Consider the following 21,672-nt stretch of genomic DNA (forward strand, 5'->3'; position numbering starts at 1 on the left):
TCCGTCGCCGTGACGGGCCACAGACGGGGCTTGTCCTTCACGCGTTCATTCCAAAATCCGAATGTGTGTCAATGCATTAGTCGCACCGAAAAATGTTCTTGCGGATCGTGCCGTGGACGCCCCAATTGGCGTCGACGACCTGGGTGACGCCGAAATCGGCGCCGACCGACATCAGCGAGATCGCCTCGTCCTCGCTGAGGCGATGCACCGTCATCAGGAATCTCCGGAGCTTGCGGAACGCATCGCGCATCGCGCGGTCGAGGCTCGAATGATTGGCGATCTCGGTTTGCGCATCGGCACCGAGCGCGGCGAGATAGTTCGGATAGGTGAAGCCGTAGAACGACCAGGCGTGATCGGTCTCGAGCATGGGATGGTCGAGACCTTCGAGATGGGTGCCGGCCAGATCAGCTTTCTTGTGCAGGATGAACTCGAAATCGCCGGTGAGCGAGGTCTCGATTGCGGTGCCGCCGAGCTCGCTGTCACCTTGGGCCGCATGGGGATCGCCGACCGAGAAATAGGCGCCTGGCACCGCGACCGGATAGAACATCCGCGCGCCCTTGCCGATCCGCCAGTCGTCGATGTTGCCGCCGGTGTAGCTCGGCGGGATCGAGCTGACGAAATCGGCTTCCGACGGCGCGAGGCCCATGGTGCCGAAATGCAGCCGCGCGGGCACCTTCACGCTGGAGAGGATGTTCTCGCGCTTTTTGATCGTCGCGTGGTCGACGCGCACACCGGGATAGTCGATGGTCGGGTGCACGATGCCGTCGGGGTCCGTCTGCGGCGTCCAGACGTAATTGTAGACGGCCTTTGCGTAGGGCTCGCCCGAGGTGTCGAGCTCGAAGATGGTCACGACCTCGCGCGGCTTCGGCTCTTCGATCAGGTCGTGATAGTGAAAGCCCCAGTTCGCCGCGACATTGGAGCCGAAGCAGCGGCCGGCGTGGCAGGCGCTGCAACTCGGCCGCGGCCGGACGTCGAGGATGCGCACCTCCAGAACGTCGCCGGGTTCGGCGCCCTCGATTGCGACCGGGCCGGTGAGGAGATGCACGCCGATGCCCTCGCCCGCGCCGCGGATGAACGGTCCCTCGACCGGACCCGAGCCGCGGCGCGCCACCGCTTTATGCTCGCGCGTCCACTGGAACACGCTTTCGGCGCCGGGATCGCCCTGGATCATGCGCTCGTAATCGTCGTTGGCGTGATGGGTCAGCGTCTCGATGGTGGCGCGATCTCCCGAGCGTAGCGTCAGAGCCGGCGCGACCTTCTTGGAGAAATAGCCCCAGTGGACGGTCTTGGGCGAAACCGGCAGCGTCACATGCTTCATGAGGTGGCCTCTTCGGGGGGCTTGAACATGGTGGAGAGAGCGCTCATCGCGCTGCCTCCGGAGTCTTGTCGGCTTCCATCACGCTGAGGAAACGCGCCGTCAGCGGATTGCGGGGATTGGAGAGCACCTCGTGCGCAGGTCCCTCCTCGATGATCGCGCCGCCGCTCAAGAACGCGACACGGTCGGCGACCTCGTCGGCAAAGCGGATCTGGTGCGTCGAGATGATCATGGTGAGGCCGTCATCGATGGCCAGGCGGCGGATCACCTCCAGCACCTCGTTGACGAGTTCGGGATCGAGCGCCGAGGTCGGCTCGTCCAAGAGCAGCACACTCGGGTTCGGTGCCAGCGCCCGCGCGATGGCGACGCGCTGCTGCTGGCCGCCGGACAGATGTCGCGGCAACGCATCGGCGCGATGCGAGAGCCCAACACGGTCGAGCAACTCGGTGGCGCGGCGTTCGGCATCGATGCGGGTCATGCCGTGGACCCAGCGCAAGGGACCGGCGATGTTCTCCTTGGCCGAGAGATGGGCGAACAGATTGAACTGCTGGAACACCATGCCGACGCCGACGCTGGCGCGCTCATTGGCAATGGCGCGCGGCGACAGCGGCTTGCCATCCTCGCCAAAGCCGAGGCGGCGGCCGCCGACGCGGACGGTGCCAGCGTCCCAATTCTCGAGATGGTTGATACAGCGGAGCAGCGTGCTCTTGCCGGAGCCGCTGGGCCCGAGCAGCGCGACGACCTCGCCGACGCGCACCGTGAGGTCGAGGCCATCGAGCACCCTGTGCGGGCCGTAGCTCTTGGTGAGGTCCTTGGCTTCGACCGCGATATTGTTGCGCGCGATCGTCGCGGCCCGGCGGGCGCGTTCCTCGCGGGTCAGGGCCAGCGGCGGGGTGTCGGCCAGCTCTGCCGGCGCGGCCTCGGGATCGGCGCCAGCCGCATCGGCAAGGTCGAGCTTGGTAGCGAGTTCAACGCGGCGCCAGGGGAGATAGTCGGCGAGCTTGCGCTCGCGGCGCGTGGTGCGGTCGAGGTCGAGCAGCCACTCGGCGAAGAGCTGGATGCCGCTGATGGTGGCTGTCAGCACGAGATACAGCAGTCCCGAGGCAAAGAAGATCGAGAAGAAGTCGAAGGTCGAAGACGCCAGCTGGGTCGAGCGCAAGGTCAGCTCCTGCACCGCGACGACGGAAGCGAGCGAGGAGTTTTTCAGCGCGCTGACGGCCTCGTTGCCGAAGGCCGGGATCATGGTGCGGATCGCCTGCGGCGCGATCACCCGGCGCATCAGGATGGACGGCGTCATGCCGAGCGCCTGGCCGGCCGTCAGCTGTCCACGATCGACGCCGAGCACGCCGGCACGCAGCATTTCCGCGATGAACGGCGCCTCGTTGCAGGCGAGCGCCAGGCCGGCGGCCAGCACCGCCGGCAGCTTGATGCCGATATGCGGCAGCGCGTCGTAGGCGAACACCATCTGCAGGATCAGCGGCGTGCCGCGGAAGATCACGGTGTAGCCTCGGGCGATCGCCGCCAGGGGCCAGAAGCGCGAGAGCTGCATGCCGACGAGGATAAATCCAAGGATCAATCCGCCGCCGAGCCCGAGGGCGGTCACCTCGAGGGTGAGCTCGATGCCCTCGAGCAGATACGGCATGCTCAGGTAATGGAGGAACAGCGACATCAGTCAGCCGTCAGAATGTCCGGCTCCTTGAAGTTGTTCACGTCCAACCCGTGCTTCTTCAGAAGCTCCATATGCGTGCCGGCCTTCTGCACTTCGATCAACGCGGCGAGCACGGCGTCGCGGAATTTCGGCTTGTCCTTGGGCACGGCGATGCCGACCGAATACGGGATCGTCACCGCGATCGCCTTCTCCAGCTTGTCCGGATAGGCCTTCACGGCGCTGTCGACGGTGTTGACGTCGTTGACATAGGTGTCGGCGCGGCCGGCGAGGATCGCCTGGATGCAGTTGGCGTTGTTGTCGTAGAGCTGGATCGTCGGCTCGGGCTTGCCGGCCTTCTTACATTCCGGGATCAAGGCCTGGATCAGGGGCACCTCGACATAGCCGGTGTTTTCGGCTGCAGCGGCGCCGCACATCGACATGTTGATGCCGTTGATGCCCTTTGGATTGCCCTTGGCGACCAGCACGCCGTCGAACACTTTCGAATAGGTGATGAAGTCGGCAGCCTTCGCGCGTTCCTTGGTGGCATAGATGTCGGAGATGACGATGTCGGCCTGGCCGGCGGCGAGCGTCGTCAGCAGCGCTGCGAACACCACGGGCTTGTAGGTCAGCTTGAAGCCGAGACATTCCCCGATGGCTTCGCCGAGATCGATGTCGAAGCCGATATATTTGCTGGGGTCCTTTGGATCGATGGTCTCGTAGCCCGGTGTGTGCGGGTTGATGGCGTTGACGAGTGTCTTGCCTTTCCAGTCCGGATATTTCTCCTGGAGCGCGGCGCAGGCGGCCGGTGCAGCAGCTTGCGCGCTCAGCGGCGTTGCGACGACCACGCCGAAAGCGAGCACGGCACCAAGCGCGGCCTTGCGCCACGGCTGCGATGCGCGCGCGATCCCCCGCGCATGGGGCAATAGCCGTCTCTCCATCTCCTGCTCCTTCGAATTGTCATGGCACTGGCCATGTTCCAGATCCCGGAAGGAAGCCTAGGTGGAGTGGACGGGGAAAAGCTTGTCCGCGGGCGTACAAAAAATTGGATGAACGGGGCCCGCGATTTGGGCAAGCGGCTGCACAAAAACTGTTCGTGCGCGATGCACGCTACAGCACGCAATTCCGAATTCGGGCGAACCACATTATCCTGAATGGCGCATCAGTTGGCGCGACCCGAGAATCAGATGATGAAGTTATTTGACAGAGATATGACGCGGACGACAGGAATGCGGCGTGCGGCCGACACATCTGTGTCTGTATCCACAGCACTCCACAGGCTGTCCGCAGCATATCCACAGGCTGATTATGCTGGATTCGCGAGCCCGCGCGGGCCACTTGCTGCGCACAAAACCACAGGTCAGCTATGTCAGCCGCCGGCCTGATCGAACACGCTGCGGCAAGCCTCGCTCAAGCTTGACCGGTTACGGCGCAGGCAGGCCGTGATGGCGCGGACGTTGGGGATTTCGCCGGCGCAGAGCCGGTAGACGTCGGGCGTGCAGGCCCGGCGCTGCTCGGGCGTCCCCTGCGCCTGGGCGGCGGAGGCAAAGAGTGTCAGGAAGAGTCCGACGGTCGAGGCGCGACGCGCCCGGCTCTTCACACCCGCAAACCGCAAGAACCTCGCCTTCATGACTGGTCTCCCGCTCTGCCCTGCCCGACCGGCCTGCGTTGGCCGGTGTGTGAAGGGGTAGGAGAAATAAACCGCCGAGAATGTGATCTCTTTCACACTGGCGACGAGCCCCGGCTGCCTAGATTTGCGCGGGGATTTTTCAGGAATCGCTAACCAATCGGGCCGTGATCGTCGGATCGTTAAAATTCGAACGATCGGCTCAATTTGGAAACAAACCGGCTTTGCGACATTCGCCCTTCGAATTGCCGGAGGGTGCGATGAGCGAAGCCGAATTCAACTTGCTGCTGGATGCCGTCCGGGACGCCATGGTCCATCAGGATTTTGCGCCCGCGCCGGAGGAGGAATTCGTGCCCCGCTCGTGGAGCTTCAACGCGATGCCCAAGGCCGCGAATGACAATGAGGGCGCCTGGCCCCTGCTGCCGTTTCCGGACGGCTGGTACGCGGCCGGCTGAGGCCACTTTCATCATGAGCCAATGCGCCCGCGATTAGCGGGCGTTTTGCTTTTGGCCATGCGCCGAGCCCGGCGCGGCCGCGATCAGGTCTTGACGCGCTCCTCGCCGTCCTGCGGCACCCTGTCGGGCACAGACAGCCGGCGGGAAGATGCTGTCATAGATCGCGCGGGCCTCGCGAATGAGACGGGCCCGCTCCAGCTCGGATTTCGGGACAAATCGGACGATGTCGCCCACGGCTGCTCCAGCGCTCGGGTGATGGGAATGCATCACTTCGCAGATGCGAAGTCTATGCCATCGGGCCTGAATCGCTGGTGTTCGCCAAGCCCCGGGCGAATCCGGTGGCGCAGCCCTGCCCGCCCGGCGGGGCCTACACGCGCGGCAGGCGGAACCCGCGCCGAAATGCAATTTATGCTGGAAGATCAGAAGCTTGTGATGGAGGCCACGACCAGAATTGAACTGGTGTACACGGTTTTGCAGACCGTTGCGTAACCACTCCGCCACGTGGCCCCGTAAGGGCGGACCAATATAGGGGATCAATGGCTTAGGCAACCCCGACCGGGTGCCTACGTCCTGGCCCCGCCGAGATAGCAGCCAAGAATCTCCTCGGCCGCGCCGGAAGCCGCGATCCGCCCCTCCTCCAGCAGATTCGCGCAATTGCAGGTCGCCTTGATGAGATCGACATCATGCGAGGCCAGCACCAACCGCGGTTGCGACCGCGAAGATCAGGCGCAGCATCATGCCACTGGAATAGGTGCGCAGCGGCAGGTCGAGCCGGTCGCCGAGCTCGGTGAACTCGGCGATCTCCGCTCCCCGCCTGGCACGGTGCAATCAATCGTACGGTGGATGTGAGCTGGAGTCAGGCTCGTTTGCGACGCCTGAAGTCGCGCCGGCGGCCCTTTGGTGCAGGCTTGGGCGCCAGTTCCGGCATCTCGGCCTGGACCTCGCGGTAGCGCGTTAACAGCCGCTCAAAACTCGCGTGCAGGGTCTCGGCGATATCGGGACGCCGCTCGATGCCGGCCAGGATCGTCGCCGCGGCCTCGATGGTCGACAGCCCATCGCTGCGCGGCTCGCGGCGCAGACGCCCGTAGCGCGAGGGATGTGCCGGGTTGAGGATCACGCGCTGGCATTTGAGCATCCAGGGATTGCGCCACCACAGCGCCTTGGCCTGGCTCCAGGTGCCGTCGAGCAGCACCACGCCTTCGAGCTTGCCAAGGATCGCGCGCTGATTTTCGGCGACCTCGCCCTTGCGATTGAGCACCACGATCTCGCCCTCGGCGTCGAGATCGGCGGCGCGTGCCGAGCCGAGATAGAGCACGGCCCAGCGCGCGGCGTTTTCGACCGGCCGGCCCAGCGCCTTGGACAGGCTCGGCCAGGACAGGCCGACGCGCACGGTGGCATCGGCAAAATGCTTCGCCAGCAGGCGCGCGGTGCCGAGCGCCCTGTCCTGCTCCTGCGGATGCTGGAGGATCAGGAGTGAGAGCCGGTTCTCAATCGGCGTGACGCTGTCGCAGATGCACAGCGGCATCGGCTTCTGGCAATGCGGGCATTCGGGGATCGGCTCGGCCGGGGCTGCGGCTGTAGGGTTCGACATGACCGCCGCTATACGCTCCGCGCGGCGCTTCGCCAACCTATTCCGCCGGCGCAGGCAACGGGCGCGGCTCGGAGCGGCGGCGCAGGCGGTCGATCAGGAGATAGATCACCGGCGTGGTGTAGAGCGTCAGGATCTGCGAGACGAACAGGCCGCCGATGATGGTGATGCCGAGCGGACGGCGCAGCTCCGTGCCCGGGCCGGTCGCGACCACAAGCGGAATGCCGGCGAACAGCGCCGCCATCGTCGTCATCAGGATCGGGCGGAAGCGCGCCTGGCAGGCCTCGAAGATTGCTTCTGCCGAGGACAGGCCGCGCTGACGCTCGGCATCGAGCGCGAAGTCGACCATCATGATGCCGTTCTTCTTGACGATGCCGATCAGGAGGATGATGCCGACGAAGGCAATCACCGTCAGCGGCGTGTTGGTGATCTGCAAGGCCAACAGCGCGCCGAGGCCGGCCGACGGCAGCGTCGAAATGATCGTCAGCGGATGGGCGAGACTCTCGTAGAGCACGCCCAGCACGATATACATCGCGACCAGCGCGCCGAGGATCAGCAGCGGCTGCCGGCCGCTGGTCCTGGCGAAGTCGCCGGCATTGCCGTCGAAGCTGCCCCGGATGCCCTCCGGCATATGCAGCTCCTCGACGGCGCGCTGGATGTTCTGCGTCGCGCCCTGGAGCGGCACGTTGGGCAAGAGGTTGAACGACACTGTGGTCGAGGGGAACGACTGCGAATGATAGACCGCGAGCGCAGCGAGCCCGCGCGTCGCATGCACCACCGCCGAGAGCGGCACCTGCGCGTCACCCGCGCCGGCGACGTAGATGCGGTCGAGGTTGGACGGGTCGACCTGGAATTTCGGATCGATCTCCAGCACGACCATATACTGGTTGCGCTGGGTGTAGATGATCGAGATCTGCCGCTGGGAGAAGGCGTTGTTCAGGGCATTGTCGATGTCCTGGACGCGGACGCCGAGTGCCGAGGCCTTTTGCCGGTCGATCGACAAGGTGAGCTGAAGCCCGCCGGGATCGCGGTCGCTGGATATGTCGGTGATGCCCTCGACGCTCTCCATGCGCTTGGCCACGATCGGCGCCCATTTCTGCAACAGGCCGAGATCGGTGCTGCTCAGCGTGTACTGGTAGTCGGAATCGCTCTGCCGCCCGCCGGCGCGTACGTCCTGGGCGGCGAACATGAAGAGGCGGATGCCGGGCACGGGAAACAGAGCGCGCCTGAGGCGATCGATCACGACCTCGGTCGAGACGTGGTTGCGTTCCTCCGGCGGCTTCAGGCTGATGAACATGGTGCCGCGGTTCGAGGTCGCAGCACCCGGGCCCCCGCCGCTGCCGACGGTCGAGCCGATGCCGGCGACGGCAGGATCCTGCATCACGATGTCGGCGAGCCGCTGCTGCAGGCTGAGCATCGACTGGAACGAGATGTCGGCCGAGGCGCGCGTCGCGCCGATGACGAAGCCGGAATCGTCGGTCGGGAAATAGCCCTTGGGGACCTTGATGTAGAGCGTCACCGTCAGCGCGATGGTGGCGAAGAACACCAGCAACGTCAGCAGCGGGAATTCCAGCACCGTGCGCAAGGTGCGGGCATAGAAGGCGACGATGCGCGACAGCGAGCCCTCGATCAGCCGGTCGAACAGCGTCGCAGTGCCGGAGGTGGTCTGCCGGATGTAATGCGCGCAGATCATCGGCGTCACCGTCAGCGACACGAGCGTCGAGACCAGGATGGCGAAGGTCAGCGTCAGCGAGAATTCGCGCAGGAGACGGCCGACGATGCCGTCCATGAAGATCAGCGGGGTGAACGCCGCGATCAGCGACAGGCTGATCGAGACGACCGTGAATCCGATCTGCTTCGCGCCCTCCAGCGCCGCCTGCATCGGCCGCATGCCGTGCTCGAGGTTGCGGAACATGTTCTCGATCATGACAATGGCGTCGTCGACGACGAAGCCGACCGAGATCGCGAGCGCCATCAGCGACAGATTGTCGATCGAGAAGCCCGCGACCCACATGCCGGCGCAGGTGCCGGCCAGCGCCAGCGGCACCGAGATGCCGGCGGCGATCGTCGGCGTCAGCCGGCGCAGGAACACGAACACCACGACCATCACGAGGATGGCGGTCGCGAGCAACGTCCACTGCATGTCCAGCACGCTGGCCCGGATCGTGCTGGTGCGGTCGACCAGCGTGGAGATGTCGACGCCGGCCGGGATCCATTGCTTCAGCTCGGGGATCAGCGCCTTTACCCGGTCGACGGTGTCGATGACATTGGCATCGCCCTGCTTGGTGATCTGGATCAGCACGGCCGGCTGCTTGTTGAACCAGGCGATGGAGCGGGCGTTGCGGACGGAATCCTCGATGTCGGCGACGTCGGAGAGCCGGACGAAATTGCCGTTCGAGCTCTTGATGACGATGTCGCGGAATTCCTTCGCCGTGCGCATCTGCTTGTTCAGCGACAGCGTCTCGCTCTGACGCTCGCCGTTGAAGATGCCGACCGGGCCGAGCGGATTGGCGTTGATGATCGCGGTCCGCACGTCGTCAGTGGCGATGCCGGCATTCGACAGCGCCACGGGGTTGAGCTGCACCCGGACCGCCGGCTGGTCGGCGCCCGACACGGTCACGTCGCCGACGCCGGGCACCTGCGAGATGCGCTGCGCCAGCACCGTGTCGGCGACGTCGTAGATGGCGCTGGCCGACAGCGTCTTCGAGGTCAGCGCCAGAACGAACACGGGCGCGCCGGCCGTGTTGGCTTTGCGGAAGCGCGGCAGCGTCGGCAGGTCGCTCGGCAGGTCGACCAGCGCGGCGTTGATCGCCGCCTGCACGTCGCGGGCGGCCTTGTCGATGTTGCGGCCGATGTCGAACTGGAGCTGGATGTTGGTGACGCCGAGCGACGACGTCGAGGTGATCTGGTTGATGCCGGCGATCTCGCCCAGCCGCCGCTCTAGCGGCGAGGCCACCGTCGCCGCCATCACCGACGGATCGGCGCCCGGCCGACTGGCCGAGACGAAGATGGCGGGAAAATCGACGTTCGGGACCGAGGCGACGGGAAGGAACTCGTAGGCGACGACACCCAGCAGGAACAACCCGATCGACAGCAGCGTGGTCGCGACCGGGCGGCGGATGAAGGGCTCCGAGATCGATGCCATCACTGCATCCCCTCGGTGGCGCCTGCGACCGGCGGCCCGCCGGATTCGGCCGGCGGCAGCGCCTGCTCGAGGCGGCGGTTGATGCGGTCGAGCGCGAGGTAGATCACCGGCGTGGTGTAGAGCGTCAGCAGCTGGCTCAGCAGCAGGCCGCCGATAATGGAGATGCCGAGCGGGAAGCGCAGTTCGGCGCCGGTGCCGCTCTCGATGGCCAGCGGCAGCGCGCCGAACAGCGCAGCCAGCGTCGTCATCATGATCGGCCTAAAGCGCAGCAGGCAGGCCTGCACGATGGCCTCGTTGGGCGACATCCCCTGCCCGCGCTCGGCTTCAAGCGCGAAGTCGATCATCATGATCGCATTCTTCTTGACGATGCCCATCAGGAGGATGATGCCGATCAGGCCGATCACCGAGAGATCCTGCCCGCACAAGATCAGCGCCAGGATGGCGCCGACGCCGGCCGAGGGCAGCGTCGACAGGATGGTGATCGGATGGATGTAGCTCTCATAGAGCACGCCGAGCACGATGTAGATCGTGATCACCGCCGCAAGCAGCAGCCAGGGTTGGCCGGCGAGTGCCTTGGAGAATTCGGCAGCATCGCCGGCATAGACGCCGACGATGCTGTTGGGCATGCCGATCCGGGTCTCGATGATCTTCACCGCCTCGACGGCATCGCCGAGCGCGGCGCCCGGCGCGAGGTTGAAGCTGAGCGAGATCGACGGGAATTGCGCCTGGTGCGAGATCGCGAGCGGTGCCGTGGTGCGCTTCAGTGTCGCCACCGCCGACAGCGGCACCTGGGCGTTGGGCGCGCCGGCGATCGCGCCCGCCGCGCCCGGCAGATACAGCTTCGACAGGATCGAGGGATCGCGCTGGTACATCGGCAGCGCCTCCAGCACCACGCGGTACTGGTTGGCCTGGCCGTAGATGGTCGAGATCTGCCTTTGGGCAAAGGCGTCGTTCAGCGTGTCGGTGATGCCTTGCAGGCTCACTCCGAGCTGGCCGGCGCGGGTGCGGTCGACATCGAGCTGCGCGCGCAGACCGCCCTCCTGGGCCTCGGAGGAGACGTCGCGGAACAAGGGATCGCGCCGCATCTCCGTAACCAGCTTACGCGCCCATTCAGACACCAGCGCCGCATCGGTGCCGGTCAGCGTGTACTGGTATTGCGAGCGGCTCGACTGGGTCGAGATCTGCACGTCCTGCACCGGCTGGAAATAGACCGTCATGCCAGGGATGGCGGAGACCCGCTCCTTCAGCCGGTTCACGACCACGCTGACATCGTCGCGCCGCTCGCCGCGCGGCTTCAAGGTCATGACGAGCCGTCCGACATTGGTGGTCGGGTTGACCGAGCCCGCGCCGATCACCGAGACGACGCCGACCACGTCAGGATCGGCCTTGATGGCGTCGGCGGCTTCAGCCTGCCGCTTCTGCATCTCCGCGAACGACACGTCCGGCCCCGCCTCCGTCACCGCCGTGATCGAGGCGGTGTCCTGGAGCGGCAAAAAGCCCTTTGGCGCGACGACGTAGAGAACGAGGGTTGCGGCCAGCGTCGCGAAGGTCACGACCAGCGTGGCGCGCTGGCGCTCCAGCACCCAGAGCAGCGTGCGGTGATAGAACTCGACTGTGCGGTCGATGAAGCGGCTGATCGCGGCGAGTCCCGGCACCGCGAGCTCCTCATGCGCATGCCGCAGCAGCCGCGAGCACATCATCGGCGTCAGCGTCAGCGAGACCACGGCCGAGGTCACGACCGCGATGGTCAGCGTCAGCGCGAACTCGCGGAACATGCGGCCCACCAGGCCCGACATGAACAGCAGCGGGATGAACACCGCGATCAGCGACACCGTCAGCGAGATCACCGTGAAGCCGATCTCGCTGGCACCCTTCAGCGAGGCCTCCATCGCGCTCTCGCCGTTCTCCATGTGGCGGACGATGTTCTCGATCATGACAATGGCGTCGTCGACGACGAATCCGGTGCCGATCGTCAGCGCCATCAGCGACAGATTGTCGAGGCTGAACCCGGCGAAATACATGATGCCGAAGCTCGTGATCAGCGACAGCGGCAGCGCGACGCCGGCGATCAGCGTGGCCCGCAGCGAGCGCAGGAACAGCAGCACAACGAGCGTCACCAGCACGACGCTGAGGATCAGCGTGAACTGCACGTCGCGCACAGAGGCGCGGATGGTGACGGTACGGTCGGACACAATGGTGAGGTTCACGCCGGCCGGGATCGCGCGCTGCACCTTGGGGATCTCGGCGCGGATCTGGCTGACCACGTCGATGACGTTGGCGCCGGGCTGGCGCTGGATGTCGATGATGACGGCCGGCGAGCCCTGGTACCAGCCGCCGGTGCGGTCGTTTTCGAGCCCGTCGACGATCTGCGCAACGTCGGCGATCGTGACCGGCGAGCCGTTGCGATAGGCGATGATAACAGGCTTGTAGGCGTCGGCAGCGGCGATCTGGTCGTTGGCGGCGATGATGTAGGATTGCTGCGCGCCGTCGAGCGAGCCCTTCGGCCCGGAGACGTTGGCATTGGCGATCGCGGTGCGCAAATCCTCCATGGCGATGCCATAGGCGGCAAGCCGCGCCAGATCGGCCTGGATGCGCACGGCCGGTTTCAGCCCGCCGAGCACGGAGACGCGCCCGACACCGGAGATCTGGCTCAATCGCTGGGCCAGGAGCGTATCGGCGATGTCGCTCATCGCCCGCAGCGAGATGGTGTCCGAGCGCAGCGCCAGGGTCATCACCGGCGCATCCGCCGGGTTCACCTTGGCGTAGGTCGGCGGATAAGGCAGCGTCTTCGGCAGCACGCCAGCGGCCGCGTTGATCGCAGCCTGCACGTCTTGGGTGGCGCCGTCGATGTCGCGGTTGAGATCGAACTGGAGCGATATCTGGCTGACGCCGAACGAGCTCGTCGAGTTCATCGCCGACAACGACGGGATCTGGCCGAGCTGCCGCTCCAGGGGCGCCGTGATCAGCGAGGCGATCACGTCGGGGCTCGCGCCCGGCAGCTGCGTCGTCACCTGCACGGTCGGGAAATCGACCTGCGGCAGCGCGGAGACCGGCAGCGCGAAATAGCCGAGGGCGCCGCCGATCAGGAGCGCGATGCCGAGCAGCGAGGTCGCGATCGGACGTCGGATGAAGGGTTCGGAGACACCCATGGGTTACGCCTGCCGCTTCACGCGGCTGTTGTCGGGATCATGGCTGCTTGGCTCCAGCTCCCGATGAGGCCCCCGGCCCCGGTGCAGGTCCTGTCTGGCCCTTCTGGTCGCCTTCGCTGCTCTTGCGCTTGGCGTGGAACTCGCCGTCCTTGGCTTGTCCGTCCTTTTGCGAGTCCTTCTGACCGTCGGTCTGGCTGTTCTTGGCACCGTCTTTCTTCTGCGCATCGCCCTGCGGCCCGCGCGAGCGCTTGCGCGGGGCGAGATCGGCGGACGGGGTCTGGTCGTCGCGGCCGATGACGACCTTGGAGCCGTCGGACAGATTGGCAAAGCCTGTCGTGACGACCTTATCGGTCGGCGACAGGCCGCTCGCGATCACGGCGTCATGCTCGTTCTGCTGCGTCACCGTCACGGGCTTGGCCGAGACCACATTGTCCTCGCCGATGACGTAGCTGAAGGTGCCGATCGGGCCGCGCTGCACCGCCGAGGTCGGCACCACGAGCGCTTGCATCAAGGTCTCGACCTTGAGGCGGACATTGACGAACTGGCCTGGCCAGAGCTGGTAGTTGGCGTTGGGGAACTCGGCCTTGAGCCTCAGCGTGCCGGTGGTCTGGTCGACCTGGTTGTCGATGCCGGTGAGTTTGCCGGTGTCGATCACGGTGACGCCGTCATTGCCGAACACGTCGACAGCGAGCGTGCCCTTTGCGGCGGCCGCGTTGACGCGCATGATCTGCTGCTGCGGAAGGCTGAACCACACCGCGATCGGCTGCAACTGCGTGATCACCACGAGGCCCGTGGTGTCGGCGGCGTGGATGATGTTGCCCTGGTCGACCTGGCGCAGGCCGGCGCGGCCCGAGAGTGGCGCCACGATCTTGGTGTAGCTCAGCGTCGCCGCAGCGTTGTCGATCGCGGCCTGGTCCGCCTTGACCAGCGCCTCGGTCTGCGCGACCAGCGCGCGCTGGGTGTCTGCCTGCTGCTTGGAGCCGGCATTGGAGGCAGCGAGCTGCTCGTAGCGCGTCAGGTCGATGCGTTGGTTGGCGAGCTGGGCCTGGTCCTGCGCCTTCTTGGCAACCGCCTGGTCGTAGGTCGCCTGATAGAGCGCGGGATCGATCTCGCCGAGCACGTCGCCCTTCTTGACGTCCTGGCCTTCGGTGAAATTGACCGCGATCAGCTTGCCGTCGACCTGCGAACGTACGGTCACGGTGTTGAGTGCGCGGATCGCGCCGACGCCGTCGAGAAAGACCGGGACGTCCTGGATACGTGGGGTCGCAGCCAATACCGGCACGGGCAGATCGGGCCGCTGGTTGCGGTTGTTCGCCTGCTGCTGGTGCATCGCGCTCCAGCCGATATAGCCAAGGCCGCCAAGGATCGCGAGCGTGATCAGGGTCATGACGAAGCCGCGGCCGCGCGACTTTTTCGCCGTCCCCTCTTTCGCGCTTTCCTTCTTATCCGGCTTAAAGAGCATTGACCGGTTTCTCCATGCGCGGCTCCCAGCCGCCGCCGAGCGCCTGATATAGGCTGACGATGGCAAGAAGCCGTGCGAGTTGGGCCTGCCACAGCGCGTCTTCCGCCTGAAATAGTGTCTGCTGGACGTTCAGCACGGTCACGATGTCAGCGGTGCCGGCGCGCAATTGCTGCTCGGCGAGATCGAAGGCGCGCCGGGACGAGGTGACGACATCGCGCTGCAATTGCAGCTTGATCGTGGTCTGCTTGATCGAGTACAGCGCATTGTCCACGTCGGCAAAAGACTGGACGATGGTCTTGCGGTAGGTCTGGAGCAATTCATCCTGCCGCGCCTTCGCGAATTCGAAATTGCCGAGGATCTTGCCACCGTCGAAGATCGGCTGCGTCGCGCTGCCGACGAGCTGGAAGAACGCCGCATGCGGCTGGAACAGCGACACCAGCGCCGAGCTCTGATAGCCGCCATTGCCGGTGAGCTGGATGGTCGGAAAGAACTGCGCGCGGGCATTGCCGATGTTCGCGGTGGCCGATGCAAGCTGCGCCTCCTGCCGGCGGATGTCCGGCCGCTGCGTCAAAATCTCCGACGGCAGGCCCGGCGTGACCTTGGGGATGCCGATGTTGTTCAGCGAGCCGCCGCGCACGCGCACGCTCTCCGGCGGCCGCGACACCAGCACGGCGAGCGCATTCACATTCTGGTCGAGCGTCTGGCGCAGCGGCGGCACCGACGCCTTCTGGTTGCCCAGCACGCTCTCCTGCTGCGCGACGTCCAGATCGGTGCTGGTGCCGGCCTTGCGGCGCTCCTTGATGGCATCGAGGATGCGCTGTGCGCTCGCAATGTTGTTCTGCGCGGTCCGCAGGCGGTCCTGCGAGGCCAGCACCTGGAAATAGGCGTTGGCGACGGCTGCAAGCGTCGTCAGCGCGACGACGTCACGATCGAAGCGGTTGGCGTTCGCCGTCTCTTCCGCCGTCTGCAGCGCATCGCGATTCTGGCCCCAGAAATCGAGCTGATAGCTGGCGCTGAGGGAGGCCGAATAGTTGACGACTTCGCGCCCGCCGATGGACAGGCCCGAGGCGCTCGAGCCCGAGGTGCGCGAATAGGTCTCCTGCCCGGTGCCGGACAGGCTCGGCAGCAGCGCCGCACCCGCCTGCCGCGCCTGGGCATCCGCCTGGACGATACGCGCGACGGCGGCGGCGATGTCGAGGTTGACGGTCTGCGCCTCCTCCATCAGTTGCGTGAGCTCGGTGGAGCGGAAGCCGCGCCACCAATCCAGTGACGGCGGCGCATCGCCCTTGCCCGCATATTTGTACTGCGTGGGAACGTCGAGCGCGGGATCCGGGAGATCCTGGGTCAGCACGCAAGCCCCGGAACTGGCGGCGAGGCACAGCACCGCAAGCCAGCGCGCGGCGTGCCGCATCCGGGGTGCAGACTCTGGGGACCGCCGCACGGCGATCGCAGAAACATCCTGTGTCACATCCACCCCCCGCCGGGCAGATCGAACCGCCACCGCCGAGCCGGATTAACCGATTCGCGGCGGAACAGTCGGGGGGCGTTGGATAACTCGCTCACAGGTGATGCTTCCTCGGAACCGCGGGATTCATACTAGCCGGGTGCGGAACACCGGGACAGTCCCGCAGGTGCGAGATGGTTGGCCGAGCCCATCGATATTGGAGCTGAAAAAATGCAAGATATGCCTGTCTTGCACAGACTTTTTGTATTTTCGAGCCGCAGCAAAGCGTGCTCAAGCTTACTAAGATTTCATGTGATATTGGCGCCACACCTGCGCGGAAGCCGTTTGATCCGGCTGCACCAGCAACAACCTGCAACATGCTGCTTTGGCTCCGTCTCAAGCGCGCATGGGCGGTTCTCGCAAGGCCATCGATGATCGCAACTGAACGCGTCGCTGCCGCACATGTAGGTCCTCCGTCCTCCGCGCGCCGCAGCGCAAAAGCCTTCCCCTTTGGCCTCCCAAGCACTAGGTTCTGGCCAACCAGATCAACCCCTTGCCAGTGATTTCCCCCGATATGACCACTCGAAACGACGTTGTCGAAGCCATCGGCAACACCCCGCTGATCAAGCTCAAGCGCGCTTCGGAGTTGACCGGCTGCACCATCCTCGGCAAGGCCGAGTTCATGAATCCCGGGCAGTCGGTGAAGGACCGCGCGGGCAAATGGATGATTCTGGAGGCCGAGAAGCGCGGCGAGCTCAAGCCGGGCGGTCTCGTGGTGGAAGCGACCGCCGGCAACACCGGCATCGGCCTTGCGGTCGTGGCGAGCGCGCGCGGCTACCGCACGCTGATCGTGATCCCGGAGACGCAGAGCCAGGAGAAGAAGGACTTTCTGAAGCTCTGCGGCGCCGAGCTGATCGAGGTGCCGGCCCTGCCCTACGCCAATCCCAACAACTACCAGCATGTCGGCCGCAGGCTGGCCGACGAGCTGCGCAAGACCGAGCCCAATGGCGTGCTGTTCGCCGACCAGTGGAACAATCTCGACAATGCCAAGGCGCATTACGAGTCCACCGGACCGGAGATCTGGGAGCAGACCGGCGGCAAGGTCGACGGCTTCGTCTGCTCGGTCGGCAGCGGCGGCACGCTCGCCGGCGTCAGCCGCTATCTGAAAGAGAAGAACAAGGACGTCCGCATCGCCTGCGCCGATCCGCACGGCGCCGGCATGTACGAATACTTCAGGACCGGCGATGCCAAGGCGACGTCCGGCGGCTCGATCACCGAGGGCATCGGCCTCAACCGCGCGACCGCGATCGTCGAGACCGCGAAGGTCGATGACGCCTATCTCATTCCCGACACTGAGGCCGTCACCGTCATCTATGAGCTGCTCCAGCACGAGGGGCTCTGCCTCGGCGGCTCGACCGGAATCAACATCGCCGGCGCGATGCGGCTCGCAAAACAGCTCGGACCCGGCAAGACGATCGTGACCGTGCTGTGCGATTCCGGCAGCCGCTATCAGTCCAAGTTGTTCAACGCGGACTTCATGCGCGCCAAGAACCTGCCCGTGCCGGAGTGGCTCGAGAAGCGCAGCAACATCAAGCCGCCGTTCGTCTAGGGGCCGCTGGTTGCGGCCGCCGGCGTTGTTGTTTTGAGCATGATCTCTTCGGAAAACCGCTTCACGCTTTTCCGGATCATGCTCTAAGCGTGGCGGTCGCCAGGCCAGAACAGCAGCACCAGTGTCAGCGCGAGATTGACGATGCCGCCGACGACCGTGCCGGTATGCTCCTGGCCCATTGCAAGGTGCGGAAACTTCATCGCGACGACGTAGTCAACGATCATCAGCGCGATCCAGGCTGGCACCACGCAGACGGGATCCCAGCCGATGTCGCGGAAGCGCATCGAGTACAGCGTGATGGTTGCCAGCGCGAAGAACACCATCGCCGCGATCATTCCCGAGCTCTTCAGGAGATCGTCGGGGCGAACATTGGCCGGGTTGACGTTGCGCAGCACCGACATCGCGACCGCAAAGCAGATCGCGGTCATCACGACCGCGAGCGCGAGCGTGGCGAGGAAGAACTTCAACCGTCCCAGGCGGGTATTGAAGCCAAATACCAGGTCGAGCACAGGCGCCCCCTTTTTGCGCCATAGGCGCAGAAAGAGCTTTCGAACGGGTGAAGCGGCCGAGGCGCAACCTTGGATATGGTTGCGGGGAGGTTATGGGACCCGGGACAAGTTGAGCCGAGCCGCGGTGCCGTAGGGTGGGCAAAGCGCAAGCGTGCCCACCCTTTGTTGCGGCCGCGAGAGATGGCGGGCACGGCGCGAGGGCGCCTTTGCCCACCGTATGGCAGCTACGGCAGCGCACTTCACCGCAAGATCTGGCTCAAAAACAGCTTCGTCCTGGCATGCTGCGGGGCCGCAAAAAACTCGTTCGGCGTGTTGGCCTCGATGATCTGGCCGGCGTCCATGAACACGACGCGGTTGGCGACCTCGCGGGCAAAGCCCATCTCGTGGGTGACGACCAGCATGGTCATGCCCTCCTCGGCGAGGTCGACCATGGTGTCGAGCACCTCCTTCACCATTTCAGGATCGAGCGCCGAAGTCGGCTCGTCGAACAGCATCACTTTCGGATTCATGGTCAGCGCGCGGGCGATGGCGACGCGCTGCTGCTGGCCGCCGGACATCTGGCCCGGAAACTTGTTGGCCTGGTGCGGGATCTTGACCCGCTCCAGGAATTTCATCGCGGTCGCCTCGGCGTCCCTCTTGGGAATGTTGCGCACCCAGATCGGCGCCAGCGTGCAATTGTCGAGCACTGTCAGATGCGGGAACAGATTGAAGCTCTGGAACACCATGCCGACCTCGCGGCGCACCGCGTCGATGTGCTTGAGGTTCGGTCCGAGCTCGATGCCGTCGACGACGATCTCGCCCTCCTGGAACTCCTCCAGCGCGTTGATGCAGCGGATCAGCGTCGACTTGCCCGAGCCCGAGGGCCCGCAGATCACGATGCGCTCGCCCTTTTGGACCTCGAGGTCGATGTCACGCAGCACGTGGAAGTCGCCGTACCATTTGTTCAGGCCGGAAATCTTGACGATGGGCTCGGACATGGTGACCTCGATCAGTTGCGACGGTGGGCGTTGAGACGGTGCTCGACGAAGAGCGAGTAGCGCGACATTCCAAAGCAGAACAGGAAATAGATGATACCGGCGAAGGCAAAGCCCGTGAACAGGGTCGACGGCGTCGACCACTTCGGATCCGCGAACGAGGCGCGCAGCGAACCCAGCAAATCGAACAGCGCGACGATGGAGACCAGCGAGGTATCCTTGAACAGCGAGATGAAGCTGTTGACGAGGTTCGGGATGACGTGGCGCAGAGCCTGCGGCAGCACGATCAGCGACGTCGTCTTCCACCAGGACAGCCCGAGCGCCGCCGCCGCCTCGCCCTGCCCGCGCGGGATCGCGGCGAGGCCCCCGCGGACGTTCTCGGCCTGGTAGGCGCCCGTGAACAGCGCGATCCCGATCAGCGCACGGACGAGGCCGTCGACGGTGAAATTGCCCGGCAGGAACAGCGGCAGCATGTAGGTGGCGAAGAACAGCACGGTGATCAGCGGCACGCCGCGCCAGAACTCGATGAAGGCGATCGAGAAGATCCGGATCAGCGGAATGCTGGACCGGCGGCCGAGCGCCAGCGCAATGCCGATCGGCAATGACGTGACGATGCCGGCGACGGAGACCACGAGCGTCACCAGCAGACCGCCCCAGAGCCTCGTCTGCACGACCGCCAGTCCGCCATGATCGAGCCCCATCAGCTTGATCACGATGGCGACGGCGATGAACGTCACGATGCTCCACGCTAGGGGGCGCCATCCCGTGCGCACGCCGCCGCCGAGGACAAAGGCGATCAGCGAGACCACGGCCGTGGTGATTGCAAAATCGGTCCAGACCGATTGGCCCGAACCCTCGAGCTGGTCGCGCAGCGAGGTCAGCGGAAAGATCAGCCAGTAGATTGCCTTGCCGACCAGCAGGATGAGGTTGCCGACCGCCCACAACAGCGGGGCGATGGCCGAGGTCTTGCTGAGATTGAGCAGGACCTGCCCGGCGCCGATGATGCTGTCGTCGAACAATTGCAGCAGGCCCGCGGTCCAGCTCACGCCGAAGCCCGAGATGCCGCCGCCATGCAGCAGGAAGAATGCCACGATCGGAAAGGCGAAGAAGAACAGGCTGGCGTTCACCCCCTTCGCCGGCAGGCGCGGAACGAGCATCGGCACCAAAAGGACCGCCGCCAGGGCGAAGGTGAGGTTGACGCGCCAGCGCTCGGCCTCGGGATAGAAGCCATAGATCAATTGCGGCAGTTTTGCCTGGATGTACGGCCAGCAGGCGCCGACTGCAAACCCTGCGTTCTCGGTCAGGCACGCGGCGCGGTCACTGCCGGTCCAGACTGCGTCGACGAACAGAAATCTCACTGACGGAACGATGGTGAACCAGAGCAACAGGGCACTGACGATGGTAATCAGGATGTTGGTCGGCGAGTTGAGCAGGCGCGTGCGCACGAGGCCAATGAAGCCTGTCGTCTTCATCGGCGCAGGACGCTCGGTGAGCAGATCCTGTCGGACATAGGCGGATGAGGTGATATCGGTCATGCGCCGAGGCTCCGGCTGACGCGCCAACCGTAGACGCTCATGATCGCGCTGGTGAGCAGCGAGATCAGAAGATAGACACCCATCGTCATGGCGATGATCTCGATCGCCTGCCCGGTCTGGCTCAGCGACGTGCCGGCCCATACCGAGACGAGGTCAGGATAGCCGATCGCGACGGCAAGCGAGGAATTTTTGGTGAGATTGAGATACTGGTTGGTCAGGGGTGGCACGATCACGCGCATCGCCTGCGGCACGACGATCAGCCGCAGCGTGGCGCCGCGGCTGAGGCCGAGCGAGGACCCCGCCTCCATCTGGCCCTTGTGGACGGACAGGATGCCGGCGCGGACGATCTCGGCGATGAAGGCGGCGGTATAGGTCGACAGCGCCAGCGTCAGCGCCACGAACTCCGGAATGATGCGCGAGCCGCCGGCGAAATTGAACCCCTTGAGCTGCGGCAGCTCGACGGTGAAAGGCAAACCGAACACCAGTATGGTGGCAAGCGGCAGGCCGAACAGCAGGCCCAGCACATAGGGCCAGATGCGGATCAGCTGCCCGCGTTGGAACAGGGCGCGCCGCGCCTGGATGCGCAAGGCCAGCGACGCGACGATGCCGAGGGCCAGCACCGCAAGGAACGGGACCAGGCCGCTTCCGCCGATCGGTGATGGAATGACGAGGCCACGATTGCTGATGAAGGCGATGCCCAGCAGCGAAATGCTTTGCCTGGGATTGGGCAGCGCCGCGAGCACCGCCAGGTACCAGAACAGGATCTGGAACAGCAGCGGCAGGTTCCGGATGATCTCGACGTAGATCTCGCCGACGCGCGACAAGAGCCAGTTCGGCGACAGCCGGCACAGCGCGACGATGAAGCCGATCACGGTGGCGAAGAAGATGCCAACCACCGAGACCACGAGCGTGTTCAGGAGCCCGACCACGAACACGCGCAGGAACGTGTCCGAGCCGGTGTAGGAGATCAGGGTCTGGTTGACGTCGAAGCCGGCATTGTTGCGGAGGAAGCCGAAGCCGGCGGCGATGTGCTGGTTCTCGAGGTTGGCGCGGGTGTTGGAGACGATCTCGTAGCCGATCCAGCCCAGGATCGCCGCGAAGGCAAACTGGACGACGACGCCGTTCCAGCCTGCCTTGCCGCCCAGAATGCGCCTGATCTTCAGCGCGATCTGGGCCGGCGGTTTTCGAGCCTCGGTGCTCATCGCCGCGGATCAG

General features: G+C 65.2%; 16 protein-coding genes, 1 tRNA gene and 1 pseudogene. 2 read left to right on the forward strand and 16 right to left on the reverse strand.

Going from position 1 to position 21,672, the window contains the following annotated elements; translation table 11 throughout:
• Window positions 1–76: 76 nt before the first annotated feature.
• The 4 genes from QA642_RS25450 to QA642_RS25465 all read right to left on the reverse strand — a co-directional run bounded on the left by QA642_RS25450 (window position 77) and on the right by QA642_RS25465 (window position 4,590).
• Window positions 77–1,318: an acetamidase/formamidase family protein gene (locus QA642_RS25450; protein WP_283079295.1), complete on the reverse strand. Its 1,242-nt coding sequence runs from the start codon at window positions 1,316–1,318 to the stop codon at window positions 77–79.
• A 43-nt stretch (window positions 1,319–1,361) separates the two neighbouring features.
• The gene (locus QA642_RS25455; RefSeq protein ID WP_283079296.1) at window positions 1,362–2,984 is read right to left on the reverse strand and encodes an amino acid ABC transporter permease/ATP-binding protein; all 1,623 of its coding nucleotides are present in this window, start codon (window positions 2,982–2,984) and stop codon (window positions 1,362–1,364) included.
• Window positions 2,984–3,901, reverse strand: a complete 918-nt coding sequence (locus QA642_RS25460; RefSeq protein ID WP_283079297.1) for an ABC transporter substrate-binding protein — start codon at window positions 3,899–3,901, stop codon at window positions 2,984–2,986. Before QA642_RS25460 ends, QA642_RS25455 begins: the two co-directional genes overlap by 1 nt.
• A 428-nt stretch (window positions 3,902–4,329) precedes the next feature.
• A complete protein-coding gene (locus QA642_RS25465) occupies window positions 4,330–4,590 on the reverse strand; it encodes a hypothetical protein (protein WP_283079298.1) in 261 nt (86 codons plus the stop codon).
• Window positions 4,591–4,847: 257 nt separating this feature from the next.
• Between QA642_RS25465 and QA642_RS25470 the strand changes: the two genes are divergently transcribed.
• Window positions 4,848–5,042: a hypothetical protein gene (locus QA642_RS25470; RefSeq protein ID WP_283079299.1), complete on the forward strand. Its 195-nt coding sequence runs from the start codon at window positions 4,848–4,850 to the stop codon at window positions 5,040–5,042.
• Window positions 5,043–5,075: 33 nt separating this feature from the next.
• On the opposite strand, the gene QA642_RS25475 is transcribed toward QA642_RS25470, so the two are convergent.
• From QA642_RS25475 to QA642_RS25510, 8 genes and pseudogenes are all read right to left on the reverse strand, one after another.
• Window positions 5,076–5,276, reverse strand: a complete 201-nt coding sequence (locus QA642_RS25475) for a hypothetical protein (RefSeq protein ID WP_283079300.1) — start codon at window positions 5,274–5,276, stop codon at window positions 5,076–5,078.
• Window positions 5,277–5,475: 199 nt separating this feature from the next.
• Window positions 5,476–5,549: transfer RNA gene (locus QA642_RS25480), tRNA-Cys, on the reverse strand.
• A gap of 56 nt (window positions 5,550–5,605) precedes the next feature.
• A pseudogene (locus tag QA642_RS25485) lies at window positions 5,606–5,855 on the reverse strand (sugar ABC transporter ATP-binding protein); the annotation flags it as partial.
• A gap of 43 nt (window positions 5,856–5,898) precedes the next feature.
• The gene (locus QA642_RS25490; protein WP_283079301.1) at window positions 5,899–6,633 is read right to left on the reverse strand and encodes a tRNA-uridine aminocarboxypropyltransferase; all 735 of its coding nucleotides are present in this window, start codon (window positions 6,631–6,633) and stop codon (window positions 5,899–5,901) included.
• Between the two features lie 37 nt (window positions 6,634–6,670).
• The gene (locus QA642_RS25495) at window positions 6,671–9,775 is read right to left on the reverse strand and encodes an efflux RND transporter permease subunit (RefSeq protein WP_283079302.1); all 3,105 of its coding nucleotides are present in this window, start codon (window positions 9,773–9,775) and stop codon (window positions 6,671–6,673) included.
• Window positions 9,775–12,924, reverse strand: coding sequence for an efflux RND transporter permease subunit (locus QA642_RS25500; protein ID WP_283079303.1), 3,150 nt, complete (start codon window positions 12,922–12,924; stop codon window positions 9,775–9,777). The genes QA642_RS25495 and QA642_RS25500 overlap by 1 nt, the downstream gene beginning before the upstream one ends.
• Window positions 12,925–12,961: 37 nt before the next feature.
• Window positions 12,962–14,386, reverse strand: a complete 1,425-nt coding sequence (locus tag QA642_RS25505; protein ID WP_283079304.1) for an efflux RND transporter periplasmic adaptor subunit — start codon at window positions 14,384–14,386, stop codon at window positions 12,962–12,964.
• Window positions 14,376–15,797: an efflux transporter outer membrane subunit gene (locus QA642_RS25510; protein WP_283079305.1), complete on the reverse strand. Its 1,422-nt coding sequence runs from the start codon at window positions 15,795–15,797 to the stop codon at window positions 14,376–14,378. Before QA642_RS25510 ends, QA642_RS25505 begins: the two co-directional genes overlap by 11 nt.
• A gap of 607 nt (window positions 15,798–16,404) precedes the next feature.
• On the opposite strand from QA642_RS25510, the gene QA642_RS25515 reads away from it, so the two are divergent.
• Complete coding sequence (locus QA642_RS25515; protein ID WP_283079306.1) at window positions 16,405–17,439, forward strand: cysteine synthase A; 1,035 nt, start codon at window positions 16,405–16,407, stop codon at window positions 17,437–17,439.
• Between the two features lie 83 nt (window positions 17,440–17,522).
• Here QA642_RS25515 and QA642_RS25520 read toward each other — a convergent pair whose 3' ends face one another.
• From QA642_RS25520 to QA642_RS25535, 4 genes are all read right to left on the reverse strand, one after another.
• Window positions 17,523–17,948 (reverse strand): DUF805 domain-containing protein, encoded by a 426-nt coding sequence (locus tag QA642_RS25520; protein ID WP_283079307.1) that lies wholly within the window; start codon window positions 17,946–17,948, stop codon window positions 17,523–17,525.
• Between the two features lie 239 nt (window positions 17,949–18,187).
• On the reverse strand, window positions 18,188–18,925 hold the full coding sequence (locus QA642_RS25525) for an amino acid ABC transporter ATP-binding protein (protein ID WP_283079308.1): 738 nt from the start codon (window positions 18,923–18,925) through the stop codon (window positions 18,188–18,190).
• Between the two features lie 11 nt (window positions 18,926–18,936).
• Complete coding sequence (locus QA642_RS25530) at window positions 18,937–20,457, reverse strand: amino acid ABC transporter permease (RefSeq protein ID WP_283079309.1); 1,521 nt, start codon at window positions 20,455–20,457, stop codon at window positions 18,937–18,939.
• A complete protein-coding gene (locus QA642_RS25535) occupies window positions 20,454–21,659 on the reverse strand; it encodes an ABC transporter permease subunit (protein WP_283079310.1) in 1,206 nt (401 codons plus the stop codon). Before QA642_RS25535 ends, QA642_RS25530 begins: the two co-directional genes overlap by 4 nt.
• Between the last annotated feature and the right edge of the window lie 13 nt (window positions 21,660–21,672).

The organism is Bradyrhizobium sp. CB2312 (assembly GCF_029714425.1).
Taxonomy (GTDB): domain Bacteria; phylum Pseudomonadota; class Alphaproteobacteria; order Rhizobiales; family Xanthobacteraceae; genus Bradyrhizobium.

Bases quoted from the DNA above. Each gene is read 5' to 3' on its own strand.
- QA642_RS25505 (WP_283079304.1), bottom strand. From the start codon at position 14,386: ATGCTCTTTAAGCCGGATAAGAAGGAAAGCGCGAAAGAGGGGACGGCG.
- QA642_RS25525 (WP_283079308.1), bottom strand. From the start codon at position 18,925: ATGTCCGAGCCCATCGTCAAGATTTCCGGCCTGAACAAATGGTACGGC.
- QA642_RS25510 (WP_283079305.1), bottom strand. From the start codon at position 15,797: ATGCGGCACGCCGCGCGCTGGCTTGCGGTGCTGTGCCTCGCCGCCAGT.
- QA642_RS25460 (WP_283079297.1), bottom strand. From the start codon at position 3,901: ATGGAGAGACGGCTATTGCCCCATGCGCGGGGGATCGCGCGCGCATCG.
- QA642_RS25495 (WP_283079302.1), bottom strand. From the start codon at position 9,775: ATGGCATCGATCTCGGAGCCCTTCATCCGCCGCCCGGTCGCGACCACG.
- QA642_RS25535 (WP_283079310.1), bottom strand. From the start codon at position 21,659: ATGAGCACCGAGGCTCGAAAACCGCCGGCCCAGATCGCGCTGAAGATC.
- QA642_RS25450 (WP_283079295.1), bottom strand. From the start codon at position 1,318: ATGAAGCATGTGACGCTGCCGGTTTCGCCCAAGACCGTCCACTGGGGC.
- QA642_RS25490 (WP_283079301.1), bottom strand. From the start codon at position 6,633: ATGTCGAACCCTACAGCCGCAGCCCCGGCCGAGCCGATCCCCGAATGC.
- QA642_RS25465 (WP_283079298.1), bottom strand. From the start codon at position 4,590: ATGAAGGCGAGGTTCTTGCGGTTTGCGGGTGTGAAGAGCCGGGCGCGT.
- QA642_RS25470 (WP_283079299.1), top strand. From the start codon at position 4,848: ATGAGCGAAGCCGAATTCAACTTGCTGCTGGATGCCGTCCGGGACGCC.
- QA642_RS25500 (WP_283079303.1), bottom strand. From the start codon at position 12,924: ATGGGTGTCTCCGAACCCTTCATCCGACGTCCGATCGCGACCTCGCTG.
- QA642_RS25530 (WP_283079309.1), bottom strand. From the start codon at position 20,457: ATGACCGATATCACCTCATCCGCCTATGTCCGACAGGATCTGCTCACC.
- QA642_RS25515 (WP_283079306.1), top strand. From the start codon at position 16,405: ATGACCACTCGAAACGACGTTGTCGAAGCCATCGGCAACACCCCGCTG.
- QA642_RS25455 (WP_283079296.1), bottom strand. From the start codon at position 2,984: ATGTCGCTGTTCCTCCATTACCTGAGCATGCCGTATCTGCTCGAGGGC.